Here is a 22,259-nt window from a genome sequence, read left to right on the forward strand (position 1 = left end):
GAACCCGCGACCCCCACCATGGCAAGGTGATGTTCTACCACTGAACTACTTCCGCGATACAAAAAGTATTATAGCAAAAATTATTCTCTTTGCAAATACTTTTTGAAAAAATATTACTTATCTGTTTTTAACTAAGTTAATTTTAGTTATTGTACCGAATTAAAAAAATTGCTACAATATCTTCAATTTAATTAAAGGAGATTTCACATGAGATTACGTACTATTGCTTTCTAAATCAAAATCTTAATATTGGGAAGCGAGAAAAACATGCCAAAATTTAATATCAGAGAATATCAACCAAACGATTATGCTGAAGTATGCCGCATTCACGACGTTAGTCGTAAAGAAGAGCTAACAATTGGTGGTGCGGAAAAATACTTCATACCTTTAGAGACAGCTCCATATAAGGATGATTTTTTCTCCTGCAAAATTTATGTAGCTTATGATGCTGACAGCATATTGGGCTTCGTTGCAGTCCATCCCCAAGAACTGGATTACATTTATGTAGATCCAATTCATCAAAATAAAGGTATCGGGTATGCTTTAGCAACGACAGCTTTGAGGTACATGAGTCGACCAGTTAGTCTTGACGTATTTGCAGAAAATACTAAGGCCAAAAAGCTTTACAAAAAATTAGGCTTTAAGTGTCAAGAAGTTAGATATCAGCAATGGGATTTAAATGATCCTAAAAAATACTCTGATGAAAAAATGATTCTCAATTAAAAAATACATAAACAAAAACTCTTATCCATGCTTAAAACATAGATAAGAGTTTTTTAATTTATAATACTATTTGTTTTCTTTATTCTTCTTTTCCATATCAGCCTTAACTTCAGCTTCTACGCTTTCAACACGTTCTGGACGCATTGTTGGGAACAAAAGAACATCACGAATAGCTGGAGCATCAGTTAAAAGCATTACCAAACGGTCAATACCGATACCCAAACCACCTGTAGGTGGCATACCGTATTCCATAGCACGAAGGTAATCTTCATCGATCATATCAGCTTCGTCGTTACCTGCTTCACGTTCTTCCATTTGAGCTTCGAAACGTTCACGTTGATCATCAGGATCATTCAATTCTGAGAAGGCGTTACCGTATTCTTCACCCATGATGTAAATTTCAAAACGATCAGTAAATCTTGGATCGTCAGCATTCTTCTTAGCAAGTGGTGAGATTTCTACTGGGTGACCGTAAACGAAGGTTGGGTCAACAATAGTTTCTTCACAGTACTTTTCAAAGAAGGCGTTAATAATGTGACCAACTTTCCAGAACTTTTCAACGTGGATGTCGTGGTCTTCCGCAATCTTAGTTGCTTCTTCAAGAGTCATTGGCTTCCAGAAGTCAACGCCAGTCTTTTCCTTGATCAAGTCAACCATGTGAACACGGCGGAATGGCTTGCCCAAATCAATGTCAGTACCTTGGTAAGTGATCTTACCGTCATCTGAAACAACCTTAGCTGCAGCACGGATAATACCTTCAGCTTCATCCATAACATCGTGGTAGTCCCAGTATGCTGCGTAACTTTCAAGTTCAGTAAATTCTGGGTTGTGGTGAGTGTCCAAACCTTCGTTTCTGAATACACGGCCGATTTCGTAAACACGTTCCATATCACCAACAATCAAACGCTTAAGTGGAAGTTCCAAAGCAATTCTCATGTAAAGGTTAATATCCAAAGCGTTGTGGTGAGTAATAAATGGACGAGCTTCAGCACCACCAGGAATGTTGTGAAGTACTGGAGTTTCAACTTCTAAGAAGTTTTGCTTGTTTAAGTAATCACGAATAGCTTGAATGATTTGAGTACGGTGAACAAAGCGCATGTAGCTGTCACGGTTAGTGATCAAATCAAGGTAACGTTGACGATAAATTGCTTCAACATCCTTTAAGCCGTGGTACTTATCTGGCAAAGGACGAAGAGCCTTTGATAAGAAGGTTACGTGAGTAGCACGAATAGTCAACTCACCAGTATCAGTCTTCATAACTTCCCCATCAATACCCAAGAAGTCACCAATATCTGATTTCTTAAAGACCTTGTAGTTGTCTTCGCCTACGATATCCTTACGTACATAAATTTGAATCTTACCAGTACGGTCGTAAAGGTCTGCGAAACCTACCTTACCCTTACCACGCTTTGCAAGCATACGACCTGCAATCTTGGTCTTAGGCATATCATCGTTTAATTCGTCTTTATCTTCTTTACCATACTTTTCTTCCAAAGTACTTGCTAAATCTTGACGATCAAACTTTCTTTGACCGAATGGTTCAATTCCGTTTTCACGCATTTCGTCCATCTTTTGACGACGAACACGTAATTGGTCATTCATTTCGTTCTTTGCCAATTTATTTTTCCTCCATTATTTGTTCATTGCCGCGCGTCTTGCAGCACGAGCTTTTTCTCTTTTTTCATACTCATCAACAAAATTGTCGAGTAAGTCATATACTTCTTGACGCGTCCAGACCTCATTTATTTTAGCACGAGTACGGGCTGAACGGGGAATTCCCTTTAAATAGTATGCAGCCTGTTGACGAAATTCTGGTACTGCTCGCTTTTCACCATGAATTTTAACTAACGCATGAAGTTGATGCTTAGCAGTTTCTACCTTCTCACGCACTGTTTGTGGTGGTAATTTTTCACCGGTCTCTAGATAATGCGTCATATCCTTTAAAATCCAAGGATTACCTAAAGCAGCACGTCCTACCATCACAGCAGTACAACCAATTTCATCTAAAGCCTTCTTGGCAAGCTCGGGAGTTCTAATGTCACCGTTAGCTACAAACGGCACATCAAGCACTTGAGCTACATCGTGCAAAATCTCCCAATCTGCTTCACCTTGGTACATTTGCTTACGGGTGCGACCATGCATTGCGATCATGCTAGCACCTGCTTCTTGAGCAGCCAAAGCATTTTCTACCGCGAACACGTGCTTTTTATCCCAACCTGTTCTCATTTTAACAGAAACAGGTTTCTGCACATTTTGCACCACGGCATGGACCATTTGATAAATTTTATTAGAATCAAGCAGCCATTTTGAACCAGCATCGGTTTTAGTTACTTTAGGCACAGGACAACCCATATTAATATCAATAATGTCAGCATCAGTATGTTGATCAATGTATTGAGCAGCTTGAAGTAATGTTTCTTCAGTTCCCCCAAAGATCTGAATACTCATTGGGTGCTCTCGTGGATCTACATCCATCATGCTTAAGGTCTTTTTGTTTCGATAAATAATTCCATGATCAGAAATCATTTCGCAAACAACCAGCCCAGCTCCGAATTTCTTACATACAACGCGGAACGCCGAATTTGAAACTCCCGCCATCGGCGCAACAACAACTCGGTTAGGAATGGTGATATCGCGAATTTTCCAGCTGTTATCCACCAAATCATCCTTTCAAAATACCTTATTATAATATCAAAAAAGCCCCGCAGGACAAAACCCTAGGACTTTTTATTTAATTAATAATCTTTTTCTTCATTTTTCTTGGCTAAAATAGCCTTTAATTCATCTTCAGTGTAATGATACTTATTTCCGCAGAAATTGCAAGTAAGTTCTGCACCATGATCTTCATTAATCATGGCCTTTAATTGTGAACTCTTCAAAGTTTCAAGAATACCTGCATATTTTTCTTTAGAACAGTCACAGCTAAATGCTACATCATCTTTTTCAAGAATCTTACAGTCAGTGCCTAAGATCTTACGTGCTAAATCTTCTGGTGTCATTCCATCTAAAAATGCAGTAGAAAGAGCTGGCAAAGCTTTAATTCTCTTAATTGTTTCAGTAATCAAAGCATCACTGGCACCTGGTAAAGCTTGAAGCATAAATCCGCCAGCTTCGCCGATAGAATTATTTGGATTAACAAAAACAGATAAACCAACTGCTGACGGAATTTGTTCTGACTTCGTCAAATAATATGCAAAATCTTCTGCAATTTCACCAGAAACAATCGGAACTTGACCAGTATATGGTTCTTTTAAGCCTAAATCTTTGGTAACTTCAAGCATACCTTGACCAACAGCTCTTTTTACATCAATATGGCCATTCTTCTTTGGTGGCAAAGCAATATGTGGATTGCGTACGTAACCCTTCACCTTTAAATCGGCAGTAGCTGTAACAATAGTTGGACCTACAGGGCCGTTGCCCATCAATCTAACTGTCAATTCTTCTTTATCAGTTAATTCGGCGCCCGCTAACAAAAGCGTACCAACCAGTGTACGACCAAGAACAGCAGAAGAAGCAGACCATAAATCATGACGCTTTTGTGCTTCACCAACAACATCTTTAGCGGTAATTGTCAGTAAACGTAAATTTTTAGTTTTATCGATTGATTTTACTAAATAATCACTCATATTTATTCCTTCTCTCTAAAAAAATAGAGCCCGTTACAGGCCCCATTTTTATCTAATTATCTTTGTGCTCTTCATCTGCAGAAGTATCTTTAGTTGAGTTATCTGAATTTTCAGTTTTTTCTGGATTTTCAGGATTATTTTCTTCAACTTCATGATTCTTTTCTGATGGAGTTTCCAAAGCAGATTTTTCTTGTTTAGCTAATGCTTGATCTGAATCTTTCTTTTCTGCTTTTTCAACTTCACGCTTTTCTGCAGCAGCCTTAGCTTCTTCATAAGTTGAAGCCTTGGATTCACTTGGATATTCACTTTCGTATTTTTCAGGCATCTTACCAGTCTTGTATAAAGACATGATTTGCTTTTCGTCTAAAGTTTCGTACTTAAGCAAGGCTTCAGCGATAATTCTATGCTTTTCCTTGTTTTCCTTAACAATCTCAAGTGCTTTAGCGTGAGCTTCATCCAAGATCTTCTTAACGGCTTCGTCAATTTTAGCTGAAGTAGCTTCACTGTATGGCTTAAAGCCGTATGGATTGGTTTCGCCCTCTTTTTCAAGTTCAACCATACCCAATGATTCAGTCATCCCGTAATTTACTACCATGCTGTGAGCAATAGCAGTAGCTTGTTCAAAGTCGTTAGAAGCACCAGTTGACTTATCACCAATAGTTGCTTCTTCACCAGCACGACCACCCATTAAACCAACAATTTGTTCAAATAATTGTTTCTTAGTCAAAATGAACTGGTCATCTTTAGGCAACATGATGTTGTAACCACCGGCACGACCACGTGGCACAATAGTTACCTTACGAACTGTTCTAGAATCACTTAAGACCAAACCACAGATTGAGTGTCCTGCTTCGTGGAAAGCAACACGGCGTCTTTCTGGTTCTGCAATTAAACGATCCTTCTTAGCTGGACCTGCAATGACACGGTCTTCAGCTTCATCAATATCTGATGCAGTAATTTCAGTACCATTTCTACGTGCAGCAACCAAAGCAGCTTCGTTCAAGACATTAGCCAAATCTGCACCAACGAACCCAGGAGTTTGACGAGCAACTTCCTTCAAGTCTACATCTGGAGCAAGTGGCTTGTTTTTAGCATGAACCTTCAAAATAGCTTCACGGCCACGTACGTCTGGACGACCAACTAAAACCTTACGGTCAAAACGACCTGGACGAAGTAAAGCCGGATCCAACACATCTGAACGGTTAGTAGCGGCAATGACGATAACACCTTCATCGCCTTCAAAACCATCCATTTCAACCAATAATTGGTTCAAAGTTTGTTCACGTTCATCGTTGCCACCGCCGGTGCCATTGCCACGACGACGACCGATGGCATCAATTTCATCAATAAAGATAATACTTGGTGCATTCTTCTTGGCATTATTGAACAAGTCACGTACACGACTTGCACCAACACCAACAAACATTTCAACAAAGTCAGAACCTGAAATTGAGTAAAATGGCACGTTAGCTTCACCAGCTACAGCACGTGCAAGCAAGGTTTTACCAGTACCAGGAGGACCCTCAAGTAAAACACCAGATGGGATTCTAGCACCTAACTTAGTATATTTTGATGGATCCTTTAAAAATTCAACAACTTCTACTAATTCTTGTTTTTCTTCTTCTTCACCGGCTACGTCAGAGAAACGAACCTTATTCTTAGAAGGATCTTCTGGCTTGACGTGTGAACGACCGAAATTCATAATTCCGCCGCTGCCGCCACGGCCAGCACCACCTTGATTCATCATCATCCAAAGCATGACAATAAACAAAACGGTTGGCACAAGCATGACAATGGTTGAAATCCAATTGCCAGACTGTGATTCTCCTTGAGTCGTCATCCGAGCGTTACTCTTTTGTGCCAAGTTTTGCACGTTAGAAACGGTAGAATCATTTTGTAACATAGTAGTAGAGAAGCGTGATACTTTTCTACTTGAGTTATTACTAAAGAAATCAAAACTATTATTTGATTGATTCTTTGTTGTTTGTGCAGTCTTGTAACTACCTGAAACAGTATATACACCGTTTGCAGGTTGAACACTAAAGTTTTTAACTTTGCCTTGACGCAAATCTTTAACAAATTGTGAATAGCTGATATTTTCTGAGCTACCACTATTGTTAGAACCGCCGAGTGCCCAGTTGATTCCCCATAGGAGCAAAAGGAACACAACTATATAGAATAGGCCGTTTGATAACAGCCGATTCCGGTTATTCTTCATAAAAAACCTCCGCAAAGTCTCTAAGTTATACGTTTAAAATTTTATCACAAAATAAGATGCTACCACTAATATTTTCAACTATTTTGAAGACTTTTTAAGAATTATATAGAAAATAATGTTTGCCATTTTTGATCCAATTTTGGTTTTGATAAATTTTCTCCACAAAAATTGGTTCGTTTTCTGCATAAATGGCTAAGCAAAATGGTCGTAAAGCTAGTGGAATCTCATTTTCTGCAAACTTCTTTTTTGCTTTAACATGATGTCCATTTTGCAGCAGAAGTTTACTCCCCGCCGTTAATTCTCCCACACTAAAAGCAGTATTTGGCTTAAACCAAAAATCACCAATCAGCTTTATACCGGCTTTTCTTTCAGTATATAACACCATTTTTCTATTTTTAAACACAAATGGCTGATTTAAACTAATTACCTGTTTTTTAACTTCGGAAATATTTTGCTTTTTATACAAATAAAAGTAATTTTGATATTCAATGACTGCGAAATTACCCAAATTTTCATTAACCCGTCTATGATATTTTTGCCAAATCATTCTCTGCCAGAAAAAGGTTCTTTCTTTAGTCGTCAATCGCTTTAATTTTTCACTCTTAATGCGATACGCAACATTTAGAAAACGTTCCAATTGACCGACTGCAATATTTTTTTCATCAACATAATCGATCAATTCATCCATTTTTTGACTAAAAAAAAGTGCATTCTTGATCAAAGCAGGATTTTCTTTTTTGAGTAATGGCACCACATGATGGCGCAAGCGATTACGCATCGTTTCATCGGCCTGATTAGTTGAATCAGTTATAAAATCAATTCGATGAGCTTGATTATATTGCAATAGCTCGTCCTTGCTGTATCCCAACAATGGTCGCAACAATTTTACACCATGCATTTCACCCACTCTTTGCAGGCTATTCATCTCTTCGGGATTACCTGAGCGAATAAATTTAAGCAAGATATTTTCCAGCAAATCGTCCCCGTGATGGGCAGTTAACAAATAATCAGCCTTATTTTCTTTAGCTATTTGTGTTAAAAAAGCATAGCGCGCATGTCTTGCTGCAGCCTCTATTCCCACTTGCCGTTGTTCTTCTTTAGGCCATTTTGCAATAAATAATGGCACATTTTTTTCATCACAGTATTTTTTTAGAAGCTCGCTTTCTTCCTCACTGTCTTCTCTTAATTGATGATTAAAATGTGCAGCCATTAATTGAAAATTCTTTTTGGCTTGCAAGTTTTTAAGCATATCAAGAAGAGCCATCGAATCAGGGCCTCCACTTGCGGCCACTAATAATGTTTTACCTTCTAAATCTATTCCATTTTTTCTAAAGAAATCTACTACTTTCATAAATCTCCCTAACTAAAAAAATGACCCATTACGGGTCATTTTTAATTTTTATTCAAAACCTTTTTTAATTCATCAATTTCCTTTTTAGCATCTCTACTTACTTTGTTCAAAACCTGATCAAATTCTGCAGGTTTAGTATCAGAGAATTGATTATCATGATCAACTAAATCAGGATCATTTACGCGTGCAATTGACAGATTAAATCTGCCTCTATTGACATGCACGACAACAACGCGAACCTTTTGGCCTACTTGATATTGACGCCTTTCTCGCGCCCAATTATTACCAAAATCACTGTGATGAACTAATCCTGAATGTCTATTAGGCAATGTAACAAAAATACCTAAATCGGTAATGTTATTAATCACCCCGGTTACCCGGTTACCGGCTTGATACTTCTTCATTAATCATTATCATTTCTTTCGTGCACGTTATAAACATTTTCATTTGATTTAGAATAATAAAACTTATAACGAATTAATTTAGCAACGTAGTTTGGATCATCGAGATTCTGTCTCTTGGTCTTTAAAGTTTTAGCTGTTTTCTTAACTTTAGCCAATCCTCGTTTTTCAACTTGTACTTGATTGTTAATACGCTTTGTTTGTGAAACTTTAATTGTAATTTGAATACCCAAAATCACAAATATAATAGCAAAAACAGCAACAATTCTATTTAATCGAATGCGATGAACTCGTTTTTCGATTTTCGCTTGCTTACGAAGTAGCTTCTCTCTCTGAGCTTCTGGACTTAACGAATTGTAAATATGTGGACCATGATTCATTTTTTTATCCTCTGTTATAACAAATATCGTTTACGTTAAGTATAACAACGATTTATGGGAAAGTCATCAATCAACTAACTCGTAAAGTTCACTTGCTTCAGCCTTTTTAGTGGTTTCGCGAATATTCAAAACCTTGGCTTTAATTACTCGCGCACCGTAACCAATTTCAATAATATCATCGATTTTTACATCGTAACTGGACTTAACTACTCGTCCATTAACTTTAATTCGGCCTTGATCTGCCATTTCCTTAGCAACAGTTCTTCTCTTAACTAATCTTGAAACCTTTAAAAATTTATCAATTCTCATAATTTATACCTCTATCTTTGCACTATTTCGCTGGCAGCCTCTAAGAACGTAGTTAATTCATTAAACAAAACTCGATTCTTCATCTTATCAGGCAGTTGCAGCAAAACAACCATTCTTTTTTCTTGATTCATGCTAATACGTGCTTTAAGACTTACGTGTTCTAATGCTCTGAAAATATTAGGTCCTTCTAATTCATGTGAAGCAGCATTATTAAACTCAACCTTAATAGTATTATTATCTTTTTTCAGTACATTTAAGACTTGAGCTAGATCAGCATCTACCTTTAACCCAGCTACAGCAAGTAAATTCTCAACAGCTGCTGGATAATCACCAAAGCGATCAATTAGTTCATCTTCAATTTTATCTAATTCTTCCTGATTATTGACTGCTTTAATCTTTTTGTAAAATTCGATTTTTTCTTCTTGGTCGCCAATATATGAATCTGGAATATAGGCTTCAAGTTTTAAATCAATCTCTGCATTTGACTTCTTAACTGTCTTCTTACCCTTACGCTCTTTAATTGCATCGCTAAGCATTTGTGAATACAAATCATAACCAACACTATCAATAAAGCCGTGCTGCTGGGCTCCCAGCATATTGCCAGCTCCTCTAATCGACAAATCACGCATAGCAATCTTAAAGCCTGACCCTAATTCAGTAAAATCGCGGATTGCATCTAGGCGTTTTTCACCAACTTCGGTTAAAACTTTGTTAGGCTGGTACAGAAAATATGCATAGGCAAGTCTGGCACTACGACCGATTCTCCCTCGCAGCTGATAAAGCTGGCTCAAACCATAGTGATCAGCATCTTCGATAATCATCGTATTAACATTAGGCATGTCGATACCCGTTTCAATGATGGTCGTCGTTACTAAAATATCAAATTCACGGTTCAAAAACCGATACAAAATGTCTTCCAATTGATTTTGACTCATTCGTCCATGAGCACTAGCAATCCGCGCATTCGGGATTAATTGTTGCAGCTTTTCCACAGTTTCATCGATATCACTAATTCGATTATGTAGGTAAAAGACCTGTCCATCACGCTGCATTTCACGCAAACATGCATCCCTTACTACGCTTGGAATTTGTTCCATCACATAAGTTTGAATTGGATATCTATTCTGAGGCGGAGTTTCCATCACAGATAAATCGCGCACCCCAACCATCGACATATGCAAAGTTCTAGGAATTGGCGTAGCAGTGAGAGTCAACACGTCAATATTAGCCTTTAACTGCTTTAGCCTTTCTTTATGCTTAACGCCAAAGCGCTGCTCTTCATCAACTATTAACAATCCAAGATCTTTAAATTCAACATCCTTTGATAACAGTCTGTGGGTACCTACGACTAAATCAATTTTTCCTTCCTTCAGTCCCTCAATAATCTCCTTAGATTCAGCTGGAGTTTGAAAACGAGAAAGCATCGCAGTATTAACAGGAAAATCTTTGAAACGATCTTGAATAGTTTCATAGTGCTGCTGAGCCAAAATAGTTGTTGGCACTAAAAAAGCTACTTGTTTATTATCCTGAATTGCTTTAAAAGCCGCCCTTAAAGCTACTTCTGTTTTACCAAAACCAACGTCTCCTACAACTAGACGATCCATCGGTTTCGGCTTTTCCATATCTTCCTTGATTTCTTTAATTGAACGTAACTGATCCGGAGTCTCTGCATATGGAAAGGCATCTTCGAATTGTTTTTGCAAATCGTCATCTGGTGAAAAAGCAAAACCTTTTTCCGATTCGCGCTTAGCATAAAGCTCTATCAAATCATCAGCAATATCTTCAACCTTAGATTGGACCTTACGCTTAGTTTTAGCCCATTCACTACCACCAAGTTTGTTAATATGAGGCGTCTTTCCTTCAGAAGCCACATACTTTTGTACCAAACTAAGCTGATCTGCTGGTACAAATAATTGATCGCCATGTTGATAGGTGATGGTAATGTAATCACGCTTAACGCCATTATTTTCTAGTGTTTTAATTCCTTCAAAACGACCAATACCATGATTAACATGGACAACATAATCCCCTGGCTTTAACTCAGTATAATTACGTAATCTCTGAGCATTTTCCAGAGTTTTGATTCTCTTTTTACGCTGTGGACGCTTGTTAAAAAGTTCGCGTTCGGTCAAATAAACTAACTTCACCGAAGGTAAACTAAAACCGCTGGTATAACCCGCTACTACGATTTGCGATTTACCTTCTGAGATTTCATTTTTATCTACAATTGGCAAGTTTAGACCAAAGTCGACCATTGTTTGATCGATTTGTTTAGCTCTTTTCGCATTATCTGCTTGTAGTACAACTGTTTGACCAGATTTTTGATACGACTCAAGTTCTGACTTAATTAGGGGCATTTGACTAAAGAATTGTTCTGGTTCACGCGTTTGCCAATTGAGCATCTGTCCCAAACGAATTCGTCCCATACTGCGCTGGAAAAGAGAGAAATATATTCTATGGTGCTTATCTTTAGTTAATACTTGATCAAAATCACTGCGCAAAGTTTGCTTCGGCAGCATTGCACCAGTTTTTAGTTCATCACTAATAAAAGCTGCATTTTGCTTATCTACAGTCTCTACCGCTTGTTTGATTAAAGGCAGATCATCAATCAAGATTTGACCATTTTTATCTAAATATTCTAATAAGCTACTTGGCTTTTTAATTAAATAATCCACCAAAAAGGCATAATTATCTGGTAATCCACCTGCATTCAAAGCATCGAGTGCCACCGTAAAGTGATCTTTGACTGCCTTATCCGGTGCAGGTGCATCCCCCATATCTTTTTCTATTGCTTTTGCCGCAGCTTCAATAGCTTCACTAGAAAATACTCGATCTTGAGCTGCAGAAATTTCAACACGATCAATTTCTTTTTGACTACGCTGAGTTGCTAGATCAAATCCCTTGATCGTATCAATTTCATCACCAAAGAATTCAATTCTTACTGGATTCTCTCTGTCTAAAGGATATACATCTAAAATATCACCACGAATAGCAAATTCTCCTGGCCGAGCAACTAACGCTTCTTTTTTATATCCCAAACTAACTAGCCATTTATTTAAGTCAGTTAATTCGTATTCTTTGCCAGGTTCAAAATCTTTCTTAGCTTGAGCAAATTCGTCAGGAGCAGACAATTTATATTGCAAGCCTTGCGGTGTAGTTACTACAATCCCAGCTTTTTTACTTAATAAAAAGTTAAGTGCCTCAATCCGATTACTTAACTCATCTGGTGAACTGACTGCCGTTTGTGTAGCAATAGTGGCATCTACAGGAAAGATTTGTACACTATCATCAGGTAGAATTGCACTTAATTCTCCGTATAAATTCTGAGCCTTATTTTCATTTTCCTCTACTAAAATAAGTGGAGCATCTAACTCAGTTACGATTTGTTTTAAAAGTAGACTAAAAGCACCGGCATTAGCGCCAGTGATTAGTGAATTCTTTACTTGTTTAGTCTTTGCAATAAAATTATTTAAGTCTTGATCTTCTTTTAATATTTCTGTTAAACGCATTTTAATTATACTTATTCATTAAATATTGACTATCGCGGCCTGCAATAAAGTCATCGATAATCTTTACACTTGTATCAAATGCATTATCCATTAATTTTTGTTGCTCATCGTTAAATGGCGTAAGCACCCATGAAACAACTGTCGTGTTCTTAGGATGACGAATCCCAATCTTTAAGCGATTAAACTTTTCTGTTCCTAAGTCTCGGATAATGCTTTTAATTCCATTATGGCCACCGCTCTTACCATTAGCTCTAATTCTAATTTTGCCGATTGGCATATCCATATCATCTTGAATAATCAAAACGTCTTCTGGGTCCACTTTAAAGAAATTAGCAATTTGGCTAACTGAACGCCCTGATTCATTCATATAAGTTTGAGGTTCAAGCAAAATTACATCCTCACCATTAATTTTTTGCTTAGTCCAATGTCCTTCAAACTTATCTTTGTCCAAAGATAATCCTTTTTCATTAAGATAGTGATCCATAGTCATAAAACCAGTGTTGTGCTTGGTTTTATCGTACTTTTGACCTGGATTACCTAAACCTGCAATTATTTTCATTATATATACCCCTCATTACATCATAATCCTACATATAATAGCACAATCAGCAAATAATAATTTTATTAATGCCTGCTATCATGGTATAATTTCTTTGTTAAAATTATCACTAATAAAAAGGAGATTTATTGTTATGGCAAGAGAGGAAAGACCTCGTAAAGTTATTTTAGTCGGTGATGGTGCTGTAGGTTCTACCTTTGCATTTTCAATGGTACAACAAGGTATCGCTGAAGAATTGGGTATTATTGATATTGCTAAGGAACACGTTGAAGGTGACGCAATCGATTTAGCTGATGCAACTCCTTGGACTTCTCCAAAGAACATTTACGCAGCTGACTACCCAGATTGTAAGGATGCAGACTTAGTTGTTATTACTGCTGGTGCTCCACAAAAGCCAGGTGAAACTCGTCTTGATCTTGTTAACAAGAACTTGAAGATTTTATCATCAATCGTTGAACCAGTTGTTGAATCAGGCTTCGAAGGTATCTTCTTAGTTGTTGCTAACCCAGTTGATATCTTGACTCACGCAACTTGGAAGATGTCAGGTTTCCCTAAGGATCGTGTTATCGGTTCAGGTACTTCACTTGATACTGGTCGTCTTCAAAAGGTTATCGGTGAAATGGAACACGTTGACCCACGTTCAGTTAACGCATACATGCTTGGTGAACACGGTGATACTGAATTCCCAGCATGGAGCTACAACAATGTTGGTGGCGTAAAGGTTAGCGACTGGGTTAAGGCTCACGGTATGGATGAATCTAAGCTTGAAGACATCCACAAGGAAGTTGCTAACATGGCTTACGACATCATTAACAAGAAGGGTGCTACTTTCTACGGTATCGGTACTGCTTCAGCAATGATCGCTAAGGCTATCTTGAACGATGAACACCGTGTACTTCCACTTTCAGTACCAATGGATGGGGAATACGGCTTACACGACCTTCACATCGGTACTCCAGCAGTTGTTGGACGCAAGGGTCTTGAACAAGTTATTGAAATGCCATTAAGCGATAAAGAAAAAGAATTAATGACTGCTTCAGCAGATCAATTAAAGAAGGTTATGGACAAGGCCTTCAAAGAAACTGGCGTTAAGGTTCGTCAATAATTCTTAAATTAGTTCATTAAAAGAGCATCTTTTCTTAGGAAGAGATGCTTTTTTATTTCACTAACTATTGTTAAAATATATTTGATTACTTTAGCTAGTCTTTAATTAATATTTAATTAACATACTGATTATGCTATAATTACTTGAAACATTTTCAATTTGGAGGCGAACTCATGCTTATTAAATCTTTAGTTATTAAGAAAGATTACTTAACAACAGTTAATGAAAAAGCCACATTAGCAGAAGCATTGGATATTCTGGAGAAATCTGGATATAGATGTGTGCCTATTGTAGATGACACTGGCACTATTTTCCGCGGTAATATTTATAAAATGCACATTTACCGCCACAAATCTCAAGGCGGAGACATGAATTTACCAGTAACTTACTTGCTTAAGAACGCTACTAAGACAATTAAGGTAAATTCTCCATTCTTTAGAGTATTCTTTAACATCAAAGACTTGCCATACATTGCTGTTCTTGATGAGGATAATCATTTTTATGGTATTCTTACCCACTCAAGATTATTAGACATGTTATCAGACGCATGGGATGTTAAAAATGGTTCATATGTTTTAACTGTTTTATCCGATAATGCACGCGGTAACTTAATTAAAATGTCTAAGATCGTGTCAAAACATACTAATATGTCTAGTGTAATGACACTTGATGCTGCAGCTGGAGAACTTGAAGGAGACTTCGTAAGAAGAACCTTGTTTACTTTACCTGCAGGCGTATCCGACATCACAATGAAGACCATTGTAGATAAATTGCAAAAGAAAGGTTTCGTTGTTTCTGAAATCGAAGATTTGCAAGCCGGTATGACTATCATGAGCGATGAAAATCCTGGTGTCTTCATCGAACATCCACATAAAGATTAAAAAACATATAAAAAAGCCTCTGACTTAATTAAAAGTTAGAAGCTTTTTTTGTATTATTTCATCAATCCCAAAAATTGTAATGGAGTTCGAGTCAAATAGCCTGCAATATAACGACGCATATCAGCTGGAGACAACTCATCATTATATTTAATTAATTGCAATACCACATTAATGATATTAATATCAAAGATTCCTAAAACCATATCTGGTGGAATTGTTTGCTCTTGTGCCAAAATCGCCTTATAGTTTGGATTCATCATTTCCATTCGAATGGCAAATTCTTTATTGGCATATTCAACCATCTTATTAAAAAAGCGGATGTCTCCATTATCTGAAGTTAAAATTTCAAGTTTATCTTTATTTTTCAAAAAGAAAGAGATTGAATTTTTAGAAATATTCTCTGCTACTTTTATCAATTCATCTTGAGACAAAACATGATCGATCCCATTAACAGCTTCACGATCCGCGAGTAATGCTTTATTAAATTCAGCTAGGATGTCATCTTCAACTGCTAATAATAAGGCGTGTGTGTCCTTATAGTATTGATAAAAAGTACGTGAACTGATACCCGATGCTAAAATAATGTCTTTAACTTTGATCTCATTAAAAGCTTGTTCTTTCATACATTGCAACAAAGCCTTTTTCAAATTACTTTTTGTTGTTTAGGTTCTAATATCCAATATATTTCACCTTGTTTATTATTAAAAAAACATTTTACTATTTATATATAGCTTTTAAATTCTCAACAAAATGTGCAAGTTTAATATATTTTAGCATGAGCATATCACAATTAATACCCTAAGTTATTTATTTTTTAACCAAAAAAAGCCGAAATCACGAAAAAATAATCGTGATTTCGGCTTTTTCATTTACTATTTTTCATAATAAACACGTGGTAACCGATCATTCAGCAAGCAAGCAACTTCATAGTGAATTGTATCAACATAATCAGCTGCCGCCTTAATATTGTTTGGATCAGCCGGGTTATTTGAAATAATCACTACTTTGGTACCAACTGGCATTTTCTTTGGCATTTTAACCATAAATTGATCCATACAAATACGTCCCACAATCGGACAATATTCATCGCCAACTTTTACCTTAAAACCTTGATACTTTCTAATCCAACCATCGGCATAACCAACAGGGACAGTTCCAATAACTGTATCTTCTTCAGCCATGAAGGTAGAACCATAGCCTACTCCATCACCTTTATGAATAGTTTTAACATGTGTTAATTCACTTTCAAATGATAAAGCAGGTTCTAACTTAATTGCAGAAGTTAAATCTGGAGAAGATGGATTTGAAGATGGATTTAAGCCATAGATTCCAATTCCAAAACGAACCAGATCACTCTTGATACCTTCATGAAAAATACTTGCTGCAGTATTATCAACATGAATCCATTTAGGTTTAACAGTTAGTAAACTCTTCATATGCTTGAATTTCTCGCATTGATGCTTGAAATAAGTCTCATCAGCGCTATCTGCAGAGGCAAAATGGGCAAACATCCCTTCAACAAAGAAGTTATTATTATTTTCCAAGAACTTATTGGCTGCAATAAATTCATCATCTTCATTGAAACCAATTCTACCCATACCAGAATCAATCCCTAAATGAATCTTTAATTGCAAGTTTTCTTTTGTTAAATATTTTTCGGCGTCTTTTAACCACTCTAAATTAGGTACTGTCAATGAAACATTATTTACAGCAGCAATTGGTGCATATTCAGGAGAAACTACTCCCAAAACCAAAATAGGCTTAACAATATCAGCACGGCGCAATTCCAATGCTTCATCTAAAATGGCAACACAAAATCCTGCTGCTCCTTCTTCCTCAGCAACCTTTGCCACTTCGACTGCACCATGACCATAGCCATTAGCCTTAACTACAGCCAGCATCTTTTGATTTGGTTCAAGGTGCTGCATTTCATTCTTAATATTTCTTCTAATTGCACCTAAATTTACTTTTACAACGGCTGGACGATGATAGCCTGGAACCATTTTTATTTCTCCTCTAATACTACAAACGTAATAATTTCATGATTATCATGTGTGATACTTGGGAAAATATTTCCATCAAACTTAGTTGAAGTCATCACTGGATGCCCCAAATCATCCCATAAAGTTTCCACATCTTGAAAACCTACGTATTTGCCTAAGCCTGTTCCCATAGCTTTAGAAAAAGATTCCTTTAATGAAAAACGACCTCCGAGATATTCAACTTTTCTTTTGCCTTTCATCTTTTGATACTGGGCAAATTCCTTTGGAGTCAAAACCTTCTTAGCGAAAGAATCTCCTTTTGCCACGATCTTTTTAACACGTTCAACTTCAATTGAGTCAATCCCTACACCTTTAATCATCGTTTCTCACCTCACACAATGACATCATTATAATACAAAAAAGAAGTTGCAAAAATTACAACTTCCTTTTTAGTCTAAAAAATTAATCTTTTTTATTCTTAATTACGAATTCATGTCCATTGCCACGTCCACGACGACCGCGATTACCGTTGTGACGGTAATTATTATTGTTATTGCGACGGCGTTGATAATTGCCATGTCCACGACCATGATCATTACGTCCTCGGCGGCCACGACCATGACGACCATCGCCCTTGTATGGCAAAGGCTTTTCTGGCGTAATCTTAACCTTAATTTCTGTTGAATCCTTAGCTAAGTTCTTAAGAAAAGCAGCTACTAAATCAAGAGCTGAATAGTTATCAAGAAGTTCACTAGCATCTTGAGTATATTTACCCAAATCACCATTCATCAAATCTTCGATTTCAGCCTTAGCTTGCTTTAATTGACCGCGAAGTGCTTGATCATCTGTTGGTGGACGAAGTGGTGACATCTTTTTCTTAGTAAGTTGTTCGATAGTTCTCATGTAGCCAATTTCATTTGGAGTTACAAAGGTTACTGAGATACCATTTTGTCCTGCACGCCCAGTTCTACCAATACGGTGAACATATGAATCTGGATCTTGAGGAATATCGTAGTTATATACGTGAGTTACCCCTGAAATATCCAAACCACGTGCTGCCACATCAGTAGCAACTAAAATATCCAACTTACCTTCACGGAATCGCTTCAAGACTGCCATACGACGCGCCTGAGATAGATCTCCGTGAATACCTTCAGCATTATAGCCACGTGCTTGTAATCCGCGTGTAAGCTCATCTACACGACGCTTCGTACGACCAAATACTAAGGCTAAATCTGGACCTTGGACGTCAATTAAACGACACATAATATCGAACTTTTCGGATTCCTTAGCACGAACAAAGTATTGATCAATTAAATCAGCTGTTAATTCCTTAGCCTTAATTTGAACAATAGCAGGATCCTTCATGAATTTTTCACCAATTCGTAAGATTGGCTTAGGCATCGTAGCACTGAAAAGCAACGTTTGCTTGCGGTTTTTAGCATACCTCAAGATGCTTTCAATATCTTGGATAAAGCCCATATCGAGCATTTCATCTGCTTCATCCAAAACTACTGTATTAACTTTATCTAAATCAATTGTGCCACGTTTTAAGTGATCTAATAACCGACCTGGTGTACCGACCAAAATTGATGGTACGTGGTGCTTTAATGAACGAATTTGACGGCCGATATCTGCACCACCATAAACCACTTGGACATGAGCATGTTCATCACGACCCAAGCGGAATAATTCTTCTTGTGTTTGAATAGCAAGTTCACGCGTTGGTTCGATGATAATTGCTTGGATTGCTTTTTCTTTTTTATCAATGGATTGTAAAATTGGCAAACCAAAAGCGGCAGTTTTACCGGTACCAGTTTGTGCTTGTCCAATTACATCCTTTCCTTGTAAAGCAAGTGGAATAGTTTGTTCTTGGATTGGGGTTGCTTCTTCAAAACCTGAGCGTTTAATCGCTTTAAGAAGCGCATCGTTTAATCCTAATTCTGAAAACTTCAAAAAATTTTCTCCTATCTTAGTCGGGCTAAGACATTTTCAAGGTGCATCCCGTGTGAACCCTTTAATACGATAATGTCGTCCGGCTTAATGTCATTTTTAAGATCATTAATCATATGATCCATTTCATCTTGAGTATAATAATGTAAATTCTCTGGCTCGTATTTATCTTGCAAAGCATCGTATAAATTCTTCATTTCAGAGCCATACAAGTACACTTCATTTATGATTTGTGGGTCTAAAGTATCACTTAATCCAGCATGAAGTTCTGGCGATTTTTCACCTAGTTCTAACATGTCGCCAAGTACAGCAATTCTGCGACCGCCGTCTTTAACTTCAACTTGACCAAAGCTGGTAACAACCGCTCTAACAGCAGTTGGATTTGAGTTGTAAACATCACTCATAATCGCTTCACCAGCATCGCCCTTTTCCCATTCCATACGGTTAGCAGTTGGCTTAAAGTTAGACAATGATGAAGCAATTTCTTCATCGCTTTCACCAAAATGATGACCTACGCTAATTGCAGCCATTGCATTAGAAACATTATGCTTACCAATCATTGGAATTGAGAATTTTTGCTCTGAATCATTAATTGTAAAGGTAGCGTGGTGCATGTAGCTCTTGAAGCCAGTTGCATGTACTGTATCTTCATCTCTAAAACCAAAAGTGGCCTTAGCTTGATCCAGCTTTTTAGCACGTTCTTGCAACAATGGTTCATCACCGTTATAAATGAACTCACCATCTTCACGTAAAAAGTCGGTGATTTCCATCTTAGCGTCAGCAATTTTGTCGCGACTGCCAAAGAATTCAATATGAGCTTCACCAATCATAGTAATGACAGCTACATCCGGATGAGTTAATTCACTTAGGTGGTGCAGCTGACCTGGTCTATCCATACCCATTTCAAGGACCAAAATTTCAGTATTTGGCTTCATTTCAAGAATGGTCATTGGTACACCAATTTCATTATTAAAGTTAGCTTGTGTCTTATGTACGTTAAAACGCTTAGATAAAACTGCAGCGATCATATCCTTAGTAGTGGTTTTACCATTAGAGCCTGTAATACCTACTACAGTTGGATTAACCTTGCGTAAATAATAATGCGCCAAATCTTGCATAGCAGTAAGAGGATTATCTACTTCAATTACTGTGATATCTTCAGGCTTATTTGGATGGCCTTTCTTCCACAACGTAGCAGAAGCACCATTGCTAATGGCACCCGCCACAAAATCATGTCCATCACGTTCACCTTCAAGCGGTACAAATAAACCACCAGTTGTGATCTTTCTGGAGTCAAAGGCAACAGAAGTAATAATAGTTTTGTCGTCGCCTTCACAAGTAGTATTTAAAGCCTTGGCAATTTCAGCCATTTGCATTTTCATTGAATCTTTACTCCCATAAAAACATTTTTATACAGAAAACATTATACTGTCTTTCAAGCATTCTGCCAAATAATCTAATGAAGAAAAAAAGCAGCCCCAATGGGACTGCTTCCACCAGACAAAGGTTTACTTCTTCAAGCCATACTTCTTGTTGAACTTTTCGATTCGACCATCTGCTTGAGCAAACTTTTGCTTGCCAGTGTAGAATGGGTGTGAATCTGATGAAACTTCAACACGTACTAATGGGTAAGTTTCGCCTTCGTAGTCAATAGTTTCTTCTGGCTTCAAAGTTGAACCAGCTAAGAACTTAGCACCAGTTGCTGAGTCCATGAAAACTACTTTTTGAAAATCTGGATGAATACCTTGTTTCATAATTTATTACTCCTTTGCCATGACCATATTACAGATCATAGATTAATCGATTAACGTAAACTAGAATAACATCTTCAAGTAACTAATTCAAGACATTTTTCACAGTATGAAACTAATATGTCATGTAACCTCTTACAATGAGTGCTAAACTAATAGCAGAATTTATTTTGAATGAGGTAATTTAGATGAAAGATCTTCCTTTTAAAGCTGTTGCAGTAGATGTCGATGGCACATTTGTAAATGATGAAAAGAAATATGATCATGAAATGTTCGGTGAAATTTTATACCGTTTACACAAGCACGGTGCTCACTTTATTATTGCCAGTGGACGACCAGCAGGACGATTAGAAGCAGATTTCGGTGATTTTACTGATTCCGTCGATTTTGTTGCTGATAATGGTGCGGTTCTTGTGCGCGATGGCAAGATCATCCGTACAACAACTTTTTCTAAAAAATGCATTTTAAATCTAGTTGATTATTTGCATCTGCGTTATCCTGGAGCCGTCCAAAGCACATTAATCAGCGGCGTTAAGCATTCATACTTTTTAAAAAGTACGCCGGCTCAATTTAAACGATCACATCATTATTTCTATCCTAATAGTATTGAAGTTGATGACTTTGATCAGATCCCTGAAGATGATCAATATACTAAAGTTACGGTCGATTATCCTAGCAAGGTTCGACGAGAATTAGAATATGGATTCAATAGCAGAAGCGTTGAAAAAATTCACGTTACAACTAGCGGCTGGAACTATATGGACATTATTCCCTATAATGTTAACAAGGCTAACGGCCTTAAAGAATTTCTTGCTTACCTAGACGTCCCTCGAACTCAATTAATTGCATTTGGCGACGGCGAAAATGATATTGAAATGCTCAAATTAGCTGGATTAAGTTATGCCATGGAAAATGGTCAAGATAGCGTTAAAAAGATGGCTAAATTTATTGCACCAAGCAACAACGATAACGGTGTTTTTAAAGTATTAACCAAATATTTAAACGAAGCACAAAAGTAAAAAATAAAGTTGACTATGGCAACTTTATTTTTTACTGTCTTTTTCAATATACAAATCGATTTTACGTAATCCTGTTTTAATACCCCAGTAATAAAATCCAAGTGAAGCTACAGCAATTACAACAAAGTCAAAAGGATATTTAATCCAATTTTGTCCACCAAAGCCATCGCTTCCCACATAAGACATTATTGACATAAAGATCAAATAAACAATCATCCACCAACAACTACGTAATTGTTCTTGTCAACTACCCTAGACTGAAGTCTAGGGCTTAGTGGCTCGTTAGCTTACGCTAACCAGAACACAAACTTGCTTAGATACGGACTTGACTTACCAGCAGTAATCTTTTGGCTATTGCCGATAGAGGTCGTCTAATTACCAAAGCCTTTTGAGTCCGCGAGTTGCTAGCGGACTGCAGCCCCGAATAAGGCTGCTTTTTTTATTTTAGGATTCTGCCACTTGCCTAATCCTTTTTCTAAGATGTTCACGGCC

Annotated in this window: 20 protein-coding genes and 1 pseudogene; 4 read left to right on the forward strand and 17 right to left on the reverse strand. The window is 37.2% G+C overall.

Features of this window, described 5'->3' with window-relative positions; all coding sequences use genetic code 11:
• Positions 1 to 267: 267 nt before the first annotated feature.
• Positions 268 to 723 (forward strand): GNAT family N-acetyltransferase, encoded by a 456-nt coding sequence (locus CP357_RS06245; protein ID WP_005721185.1) that lies wholly within the window; start codon positions 268 to 270, stop codon positions 721 to 723.
• A 66-nt stretch (positions 724 to 789) separates the two neighbouring features.
• Here the strand turns inward: CP357_RS06245 and lysS are convergent, their stop codons facing one another.
• The 10 genes from lysS to pth form a co-directional block, all read right to left on the reverse strand.
• Entirely contained in the window at positions 790 to 2,340 is a 1,551-nt protein-coding gene (gene lysS / locus CP357_RS06250; RefSeq protein WP_087176678.1) for a lysine--tRNA ligase, read from the reverse strand.
• Positions 2,341 to 2,355: 15 nt separating this feature from the next.
• Positions 2,356 to 3,381: a tRNA dihydrouridine synthase DusB gene (gene dusB, locus CP357_RS06255; RefSeq protein ID WP_198995856.1), complete on the reverse strand. Its 1,026-nt coding sequence runs from the start codon at positions 3,379 to 3,381 to the stop codon at positions 2,356 to 2,358.
• 77 nt (positions 3,382 to 3,458) lie between these two features.
• Complete coding sequence (hslO, locus tag CP357_RS06260) at positions 3,459 to 4,349, reverse strand: Hsp33 family molecular chaperone HslO (protein ID WP_025005276.1); 891 nt, start codon at positions 4,347 to 4,349, stop codon at positions 3,459 to 3,461.
• Positions 4,350 to 4,401: 52 nt separating this feature from the next.
• Positions 4,402 to 6,567 carry an ATP-dependent zinc metalloprotease FtsH gene (gene ftsH, locus CP357_RS06265; RefSeq protein ID WP_025005277.1) on the reverse strand — a complete coding sequence of 722 codons (2,166 nt, stop codon included), beginning with the start codon at positions 6,565 to 6,567 and terminating at the stop codon, positions 4,402 to 4,404.
• 94 nt (positions 6,568 to 6,661) lie between these two features.
• Entirely contained in the window at positions 6,662 to 7,918 is a 1,257-nt protein-coding gene (tilS, locus tag CP357_RS06270; protein WP_098036838.1) for a tRNA lysidine(34) synthetase TilS, read from the reverse strand.
• Between the two features lie 41 nt (positions 7,919 to 7,959).
• Positions 7,960 to 8,322 (reverse strand): S1 RNA-binding domain-containing protein, encoded by a 363-nt coding sequence (locus CP357_RS06275; protein WP_087176682.1) that lies wholly within the window; start codon positions 8,320 to 8,322, stop codon positions 7,960 to 7,962.
• Positions 8,322 to 8,699, reverse strand: a complete 378-nt coding sequence (locus CP357_RS06280; protein ID WP_025005280.1) for a septum formation initiator family protein — start codon at positions 8,697 to 8,699, stop codon at positions 8,322 to 8,324. The genes CP357_RS06275 and CP357_RS06280 overlap by 1 nt, the downstream gene beginning before the upstream one ends.
• A 66-nt stretch (positions 8,700 to 8,765) precedes the next feature.
• Positions 8,766 to 9,008, reverse strand: a complete 243-nt coding sequence (locus CP357_RS06285) for an RNA-binding S4 domain-containing protein (protein WP_011254102.1) — start codon at positions 9,006 to 9,008, stop codon at positions 8,766 to 8,768.
• Between the two features lie 11 nt (positions 9,009 to 9,019).
• Complete coding sequence (gene mfd, locus CP357_RS06290; RefSeq protein ID WP_098036839.1) at positions 9,020 to 12,517, reverse strand: transcription-repair coupling factor; 3,498 nt, start codon at positions 12,515 to 12,517, stop codon at positions 9,020 to 9,022.
• Between the two features lies 1 nt (position 12,518).
• Positions 12,519 to 13,076, reverse strand: a complete 558-nt coding sequence (gene pth, locus CP357_RS06295; protein WP_025005282.1) for an aminoacyl-tRNA hydrolase — start codon at positions 13,074 to 13,076, stop codon at positions 12,519 to 12,521.
• A 133-nt stretch (positions 13,077 to 13,209) separates the two neighbouring features.
• Here pth and CP357_RS06300 point away from each other — a divergent pair, with 133 nt between their 5' ends.
• Entirely contained in the window at positions 13,210 to 14,181 is a 972-nt protein-coding gene (locus tag CP357_RS06300) for an L-lactate dehydrogenase (protein WP_098036840.1), read from the forward strand.
• A 173-nt stretch (positions 14,182 to 14,354) separates the two neighbouring features.
• A complete protein-coding gene (gene cbpA, locus CP357_RS06305) occupies positions 14,355 to 15,062 on the forward strand; it encodes a cyclic di-AMP binding protein CbpA (RefSeq protein WP_025005284.1) in 708 nt (235 codons plus the stop codon).
• Positions 15,063 to 15,115: 53 nt separating this feature from the next.
• Here cbpA and CP357_RS06310 read toward each other — a convergent pair whose 3' ends face one another.
• The 6 genes from CP357_RS06310 to CP357_RS06335 all read right to left on the reverse strand — a co-directional run bounded on the left by CP357_RS06310 (position 15,116) and on the right by CP357_RS06335 (position 20,751).
• The gene (locus CP357_RS06310; RefSeq protein ID WP_098036841.1) at positions 15,116 to 15,685 is read right to left on the reverse strand and encodes a TetR/AcrR family transcriptional regulator; all 570 of its coding nucleotides are present in this window, start codon (positions 15,683 to 15,685) and stop codon (positions 15,116 to 15,118) included.
• A 249-nt stretch (positions 15,686 to 15,934) separates the two neighbouring features.
• Positions 15,935 to 17,065, reverse strand: coding sequence for an alanine racemase (gene alr, locus CP357_RS06315; protein ID WP_098036842.1), 1,131 nt, complete (start codon positions 17,063 to 17,065; stop codon positions 15,935 to 15,937).
• A 2-nt stretch (positions 17,066 to 17,067) separates the two neighbouring features.
• A complete protein-coding gene (gene acpS, locus CP357_RS06320) occupies positions 17,068 to 17,424 on the reverse strand; it encodes a holo-ACP synthase (protein ID WP_025005287.1) in 357 nt (118 codons plus the stop codon).
• An 82-nt stretch (positions 17,425 to 17,506) separates the two neighbouring features.
• Positions 17,507 to 19,000 (reverse strand): DEAD/DEAH box helicase, encoded by a 1,494-nt coding sequence (locus CP357_RS06325; RefSeq protein ID WP_087176687.1) that lies wholly within the window; start codon positions 18,998 to 19,000, stop codon positions 17,507 to 17,509.
• 11 nt (positions 19,001 to 19,011) lie between these two features.
• Positions 19,012 to 20,379: a UDP-N-acetylmuramoyl-tripeptide--D-alanyl-D-alanine ligase gene (gene murF / locus CP357_RS06330; protein WP_098036843.1), complete on the reverse strand. Its 1,368-nt coding sequence runs from the start codon at positions 20,377 to 20,379 to the stop codon at positions 19,012 to 19,014.
• Between the two features lie 126 nt (positions 20,380 to 20,505).
• Positions 20,506 to 20,751, reverse strand: coding sequence for a type B 50S ribosomal protein L31 (locus tag CP357_RS06335; protein ID WP_014918203.1), 246 nt, complete (start codon positions 20,749 to 20,751; stop codon positions 20,506 to 20,508).
• A 185-nt stretch (positions 20,752 to 20,936) separates the two neighbouring features.
• Here CP357_RS06335 and CP357_RS06340 point away from each other — a divergent pair, with 185 nt between their 5' ends.
• Positions 20,937 to 21,767, forward strand: a complete 831-nt coding sequence (locus CP357_RS06340) for a Cof-type HAD-IIB family hydrolase (RefSeq protein WP_025005290.1) — start codon at positions 20,937 to 20,939, stop codon at positions 21,765 to 21,767.
• 24 nt (positions 21,768 to 21,791) lie between these two features.
• Here the strand turns inward: CP357_RS06340 and CP357_RS06345 are convergent.
• Positions 21,792 to 22,010 (reverse strand): annotated as a pseudogene (locus tag CP357_RS06345) (amino acid:proton symporter); the annotation flags it as partial.
• Between the last annotated feature and the right edge of the window lie 249 nt (positions 22,011 to 22,259).

Source organism: Lactobacillus sp. UMNPBX6 (assembly GCF_002553975.1).
GTDB lineage: Bacteria > Bacillota > Bacilli > Lactobacillales > Lactobacillaceae > Lactobacillus > Lactobacillus gallinarum.

Coding starts and splice junctions, on each gene's coding strand:
- acpS (WP_025005287.1), bottom strand. CDS start 17,424: ATGATTAAAGGTGTAGGGATTGACTCAATTGAAGTTGAACGTGTTAAA.
- CP357_RS06245 (WP_005721185.1), top strand. CDS start 268: ATGCCAAAATTTAATATCAGAGAATATCAACCAAACGATTATGCTGAA.
- CP357_RS06280 (WP_025005280.1), bottom strand. CDS start 8,699: ATGAATCATGGTCCACATATTTACAATTCGTTAAGTCCAGAAGCTCAG.
- murF (WP_098036843.1), bottom strand. CDS start 20,379: ATGAAAATGCAAATGGCTGAAATTGCCAAGGCTTTAAATACTACTTGT.
- CP357_RS06340 (WP_025005290.1), top strand. CDS start 20,937: ATGAAAGATCTTCCTTTTAAAGCTGTTGCAGTAGATGTCGATGGCACA.
- cbpA (WP_025005284.1), top strand. CDS start 14,355: ATGCTTATTAAATCTTTAGTTATTAAGAAAGATTACTTAACAACAGTT.
- alr (WP_098036842.1), bottom strand. CDS start 17,065: ATGGTTCCAGGCTATCATCGTCCAGCCGTTGTAAAAGTAAATTTAGGT.
- pth (WP_025005282.1), bottom strand. CDS start 13,076: ATGAAAATAATTGCAGGTTTAGGTAATCCAGGTCAAAAGTACGATAAA.
- CP357_RS06285 (WP_011254102.1), bottom strand. CDS start 9,008: ATGAGAATTGATAAATTTTTAAAGGTTTCAAGATTAGTTAAGAGAAGA.
- hslO (WP_025005276.1), bottom strand. CDS start 4,349: ATGAGTGATTATTTAGTAAAATCAATCGATAAAACTAAAAATTTACGT.
- mfd (WP_098036839.1), bottom strand. CDS start 12,517: ATGCGTTTAACAGAAATATTAAAAGAAGATCAAGACTTAAATAATTTT.
- CP357_RS06335 (WP_014918203.1), bottom strand. CDS start 20,751: ATGAAACAAGGTATTCATCCAGATTTTCAAAAAGTAGTTTTCATGGAC.
- CP357_RS06275 (WP_087176682.1), bottom strand. CDS start 8,322: ATGAAGAAGTATCAAGCCGGTAACCGGGTAACCGGGGTGATTAATAAC.
- CP357_RS06310 (WP_098036841.1), bottom strand. CDS start 15,685: ATGAAAGAACAAGCTTTTAATGAGATCAAAGTTAAAGACATTATTTTA.
- tilS (WP_098036838.1), bottom strand. CDS start 7,918: ATGAAAGTAGTAGATTTCTTTAGAAAAAATGGAATAGATTTAGAAGGT.
- CP357_RS06300 (WP_098036840.1), top strand. CDS start 13,210: ATGGCAAGAGAGGAAAGACCTCGTAAAGTTATTTTAGTCGGTGATGGT.
- ftsH (WP_025005277.1), bottom strand. CDS start 6,567: ATGAAGAATAACCGGAATCGGCTGTTATCAAACGGCCTATTCTATATA.